The organism is Sulfuriflexus sp. (assembly GCF_032250955.1).
GTDB lineage: Bacteria > Pseudomonadota > Gammaproteobacteria > AKS1 > AKS1 > Sulfuriflexus.
Genome location: NZ_JAVVES010000110.1, coordinates 1 through 4,255 on the forward strand (window position 1 = coordinate 1; position 4,255 = coordinate 4,255).

Below are 4,255 nucleotides of genomic sequence, written 5' to 3' on the forward strand. Positions count from 1 at the left end.
GTGATGTGTCTCCCCTGTTGAAGTGCACTTCAGAGTGCAATCCCCGATCCCTGATCGCTGAGCCCCAATCGGGGTTCATGCCTTTCTTATTTAAAGTTTATTGACTTTGGCCCTGCTTTAAGGTATACTCAGGCACGTTGTTTGAGGGGGCGTGGTGTAGTGGTTAACACGCCGGCCTGTCAAGCCGGAGATCGCGGGTTCGATCCCCGTCGCTCCCGCTCTATAACGCGGGTTCCAAAGCTCTCGATTCTGTCGAGGGCTTTTTCTTTTTGGAACCCGCGTTCTGCTTTGTACCCAGAGCGGGTTCCACTCTTGCCGCTCCCGCGATTTTCCCCTTATCCGTCGCTCTCGCCTAACTCACTACTACTCTTGAGCTACGGAGATCGGCCGCATTGGGAATCAAGACGACCACTCTTCAGGCGAGCTCGGTTTCATCGGCGGTCGAATGTGTTCATAACTCATCAAAAAGACTCGGCTGCCGGGGGCCATCTCCTAGATGGATCTGCTGTGGAATCACCTTTCCTTCATCGATCCCACCAAGACGGTTAATGTTGCTAACGATTTTCGGTAGCGTGTATGCGTTCATTTCTTCCCTAATCTGTCTTGTAGTGAAGCGGAGGACACGCCAACCGGCTGTCTTGAGTGCATTATCGCGCACATTATCTTGTCTGGCCTTTTCGGGATTAGCGTGCCAGTTGTCTCCGTCTGTCTCCACATTAATTTTCCCACGCGCACAGTACAGGGCAAAGTCAAGCGCAAAGTTCTGCCCGTCAGCTCGCACGAATTCTTGACGCTCTGCCTGAATCTGCAGCCGCTTCATCTCAGCCCATAGCCGATTTTCTAGAGGGCTTTCATCAGAAAGATCGTTAATCTCAACTGCGGATATAAACTTGTCCCAGGTGGTAGCGATAAAAGTGATTCGTCGCCATCGTTTGCTCAGGATAGGTTCAGGAAGTTGTATCAATGGCGACAACATGAGCTGATAGTACTCGCGCTGGCTCTTTTCATCCTGTGGCTGTTCGGGAAATAGCTGCCACCGGAACTTTCGGTGGATGTGCAGCACCTGGCTGTAATAGCGGACGGCATACGCTTCTGAGCCGAATATTTTCGTCTGGTAAAATGCCAGCCACGCCGGCGGCCAGCGTTCGCCAACCCATTTATGGGCGCTGGTCACTGGGATCCGGTACCAATGTTGAACTCGCGCAATCTGGAAATCAAGGCGATCTCGCATAATTGCCACTAGAACTTGCTCGTTTGCGGGAGATGTGCTGGCTCTGCTCATAAAGAGTTGCTTCAGGAAGAATGGCTACAGTTTACTGCAGGCCTTGGCCCGTATAGCTTCATTGTACATTTCCCGCTCACAGAATCAAGAGCAGCGTGAGTTCTACTAGAATAATGATGCTTCTCATTCTTCAGAGTGCTTTTCATGTTTTCGGGAGACGGAACAATGATGTGGTATACTTCAAGAACGGAACTCATTTGCTGAGGAACAAAAGATGGCTACTTCTACAACCACTACCGCATACGAACACATACACCTTGATGAAAAGGGCACCGCGTTCATCGAAGGTACGACGATGAAGGTCGTCGAGTTGGTGATGGCGCAGAAAGCATACGGATGGAGTCCGGAAGAGCTTCACTTCCAGCATCCGTATCTGACGATGAGCCAGATCCACTCTGCGCTCGCCTACTATTGGGAACATAAAGAAGCGATAGAGGCTGACATTCGGCGACGAGGGGAATACGTCGAGCAATTACGCGAGGAAGCTGGTCCATCGCCGTTAGCTGCTCGTTTTCGTAGCCAGGGTTTGGTCGAGTGACAGTCGCGCTCTACATGGATGTCCATGTACATCGCGCCATAATAAATGGATTGCGCATCCGGGGTATTGACGTGCTGACAGCACAGCAGGATGGATTTCGGGAAGCGTCCGACGATCATCTGCTTGACCGAGCAACGGAATTAGGGCGGGTTCTATTCAGCCAGGATGATGACCTGTTGGTCGAAGCCAAACAGCGCCAGGTAGAGGGGGTTGAGTTCGCGGGCGTTATCTATGCCCACCAGATGCGGATTACCATTGGCCGGTGTGTCGAGGACCTGGAATTGATTGCCAAACTGGCCGAACCGGAAGAGTTGGCGAATCGCGTGGAGTTCCTTCCACTATAGGCTTTGCGGGCACTTATCCCAAGAAAATGGTCGCAATCACAGTCAGGCGTCGCTCGAGGTCAGGATAATACACCTGCACCCAGAGAGGGTTCTACCCCCGTCGCTCCCGCTCCAACCCTTGAACGAAGAGCTCTCGAGTTGTCGAGGGCTTTTTGTGTTTTTAAGGGCGTGTACCCAGAGCGGGTTCCATCTTTGCCGCTCCCGCGAACTGACCGACAGCTCTATGTTCAGGGACGGCCTGCCCTGTCCATACCTTTATACTGCCTCCTGGTTGGTGGATATCGACACTCGCCCGATCACTTCTCCACGTGTATGCTGCGGTGCTCCAACCATTCTGCACACACGTTCAGGTCCAGCCCTTCGTTAACGACCCGCAACGTGAATCGCTCCAGCTCCTCGTTGCCAGTCTCCAGCTGCCAACCATTTTGTCTTAAGAAGAGGCCTGCAGCGGTGATGGCAGTACGTTTATTACCGTCCACGAAGGGATGGTTCTGAGCGAGCGAGATCAGAAGAGAGGCAGCCTTGTGAAAAAGGTCGCCATACAACTCTTTGCCGTCAAACGTCGCCTGCGGTCGGAACACGGCCGATTGTAGCAGCCCCAGATCGCGCACGCCGTGCTCGCCACCGGTGGTTTCAATCAGGCGCGCGTGGATGAAGAGCACCTGTTGCATTGTTAGATACCGGGTCATTCAGCCAGCGCTTCTAAAGCAGGTCGATACTGCTCGATGAACTCTTCGAGTTGCCGGGCGAAAGTGGACTCTATTCCGGGGAGGGAGACCTGCGCCGGTTGCACGATGATCCGGCCGCCATCCTGATCGACTGTCACCGAGACCTCGCTGCCCTCTTGCAGACCAAGCAGTTCAAGGGAGGCTCGAGGCAACGAAACGACCAGACTGTTCCCAGACTTGAAAATTCTGCGTGCCATGTTCCACTCCAGATGTGCTTACGTTGTATAGACACAATTATAAGCGGAACGGGTAAGGTAAGGCAAAAGTAGGCCAGTTGCTTATGCTTCTCAAAAGCTGTGACCATACCTTTCGCCTACTTGAGCTTCCGCCTCGAGTGGATATAATCAACTTGCGCAAAGGAGCGGGGAATGTTGAATCACTGCTCCCAGAAACAGTAGAATCGAGCGGATAGATGTCTGACTTCGGGAGGCACCGTGGACGTTTTCAACCTACGCCGGCAACTGATCGACGATTATCGAGCCTACAGCGACAGCTTCATCAAAGTGCGTGACCCAAAGATCAGGGCGCGGGTAGATGAGGAGCTGAATAGCGGCGCGTTTTGGCCCGACCCGCTCATCCAGTTGAACCCCAGTTTTGCCTCAGGACAGAGCGTCCAGGTGCTGGTCGACGCCGGCGCCCTCCATCCCCTTTGTGCCGACATCTTCCGCTTTGGCAAGGATGAGGAGAAGCCTTACGGGAAAACAGAGCAGCCGAGCCTCCACAAACACCAGTCAGATGCGATTGAAGCGGCCCGCACCGGCGATAGCTACGTGTTGATTACAGGTACCGGCTCCGGCAAAAGCCTGGCTTACATCATCCCCATCGTCAACTATGCCCTCAAGCACAAGAACCAGCCCGGAATCAAGGCGATCATCGTCTACCCGATGAATGCCCTGGCCAATAGCCAGCTCGGGGAGCTGGAGAAGTTCCTGGATTTCGGCCTGGGCGGAGAACGACCGGTAACCTTTGCCCGCTACACCGGCCAGGAAAGCGACGAGGATAAAAAGGAGGTGTGGGCGAACCCGCCGGATATCCTGCTGACCAACTACGTGATGCTGGAGTATATCATGACCCGGCCGCAGGAACGGCGCCATCTGATCCGGAAGGCGGCACGGGGTAACCTCCAATTTCTCGTGCTGGATGAATTGCACACCTACCGCGGCCGGCAGGGGGCGGATGTGGCGATGCTGGTGCGGCGGGTGCGCGAGGCGGTGGATAACCCAAACTTGCAGATGGTGGGCACCAGCGCCACGTTGGCCGGTGGCGGGACCTATGCCCGGCAGCGGGTTAAGGTAGCCGAGGTAGCTTCTGGCATCTTCGGGACCAGCGTTAAGCCGGAGCGAGTGATTGGCGAGACCCTGAC

Annotated in this window: 6 protein-coding genes and 1 tRNA gene; 4 read left to right on the plus strand and 3 right to left on the minus strand. The window is 54.5% G+C overall.

Features of this window, described 5'->3' with window-relative positions; all coding sequences use genetic code 11:
• Positions 1-145: 145 nt before the first annotated feature.
• Positions 146-218, plus strand: a tRNA-Asp gene (locus RQ738_RS13150).
• A gap of 233 nt (positions 219-451) precedes the next feature.
• On the opposite strand, the gene RQ738_RS13155 is transcribed toward RQ738_RS13150, so the two are convergent.
• Positions 452-1,282: an endonuclease domain-containing protein gene (locus RQ738_RS13155; protein ID WP_314165757.1), complete on the minus strand. Its 831-nt coding sequence runs from the start codon at positions 1,280-1,282 to the stop codon at positions 452-454.
• A 214-nt stretch (positions 1,283-1,496) separates the two neighbouring features.
• Here RQ738_RS13155 and RQ738_RS13160 point away from each other — a divergent pair, with 214 nt between their 5' ends.
• Both RQ738_RS13160 and RQ738_RS13165 read left to right on the plus strand, forming a co-directional pair.
• Complete coding sequence (locus tag RQ738_RS13160) at positions 1,497-1,820, plus strand: DUF433 domain-containing protein (protein ID WP_314165758.1); 324 nt, start codon at positions 1,497-1,499, stop codon at positions 1,818-1,820.
• The gene (locus tag RQ738_RS13165) at positions 1,817-2,164 is read left to right on the plus strand and encodes a DUF5615 family PIN-like protein (protein ID WP_314165760.1); all 348 of its coding nucleotides are present in this window, start codon (positions 1,817-1,819) and stop codon (positions 2,162-2,164) included. The genes RQ738_RS13160 and RQ738_RS13165 overlap by 4 nt, the downstream gene beginning before the upstream one ends.
• A gap of 296 nt (positions 2,165-2,460) precedes the next feature.
• Here the strand turns inward: RQ738_RS13165 and RQ738_RS13170 are convergent, their stop codons facing one another.
• On the minus strand, positions 2,461-2,835 hold the full coding sequence (locus RQ738_RS13170; RefSeq protein ID WP_314165761.1) for a type II toxin-antitoxin system death-on-curing family toxin: 375 nt from the start codon (positions 2,833-2,835) through the stop codon (positions 2,461-2,463).
• A 14-nt stretch (positions 2,836-2,849) separates the two neighbouring features.
• Positions 2,850-3,089, minus strand: coding sequence for an AbrB/MazE/SpoVT family DNA-binding domain-containing protein (locus tag RQ738_RS13175; RefSeq protein ID WP_314165762.1), 240 nt, complete (start codon positions 3,087-3,089; stop codon positions 2,850-2,852).
• 237 nt (positions 3,090-3,326) lie between these two features.
• Here RQ738_RS13175 and RQ738_RS13180 point away from each other — a divergent pair.
• Positions 3,327-4,255: DEAD/DEAH box helicase (locus RQ738_RS13180; protein WP_314165764.1), on the plus strand; the 929-nt coding region annotated here is incomplete at its 3' end.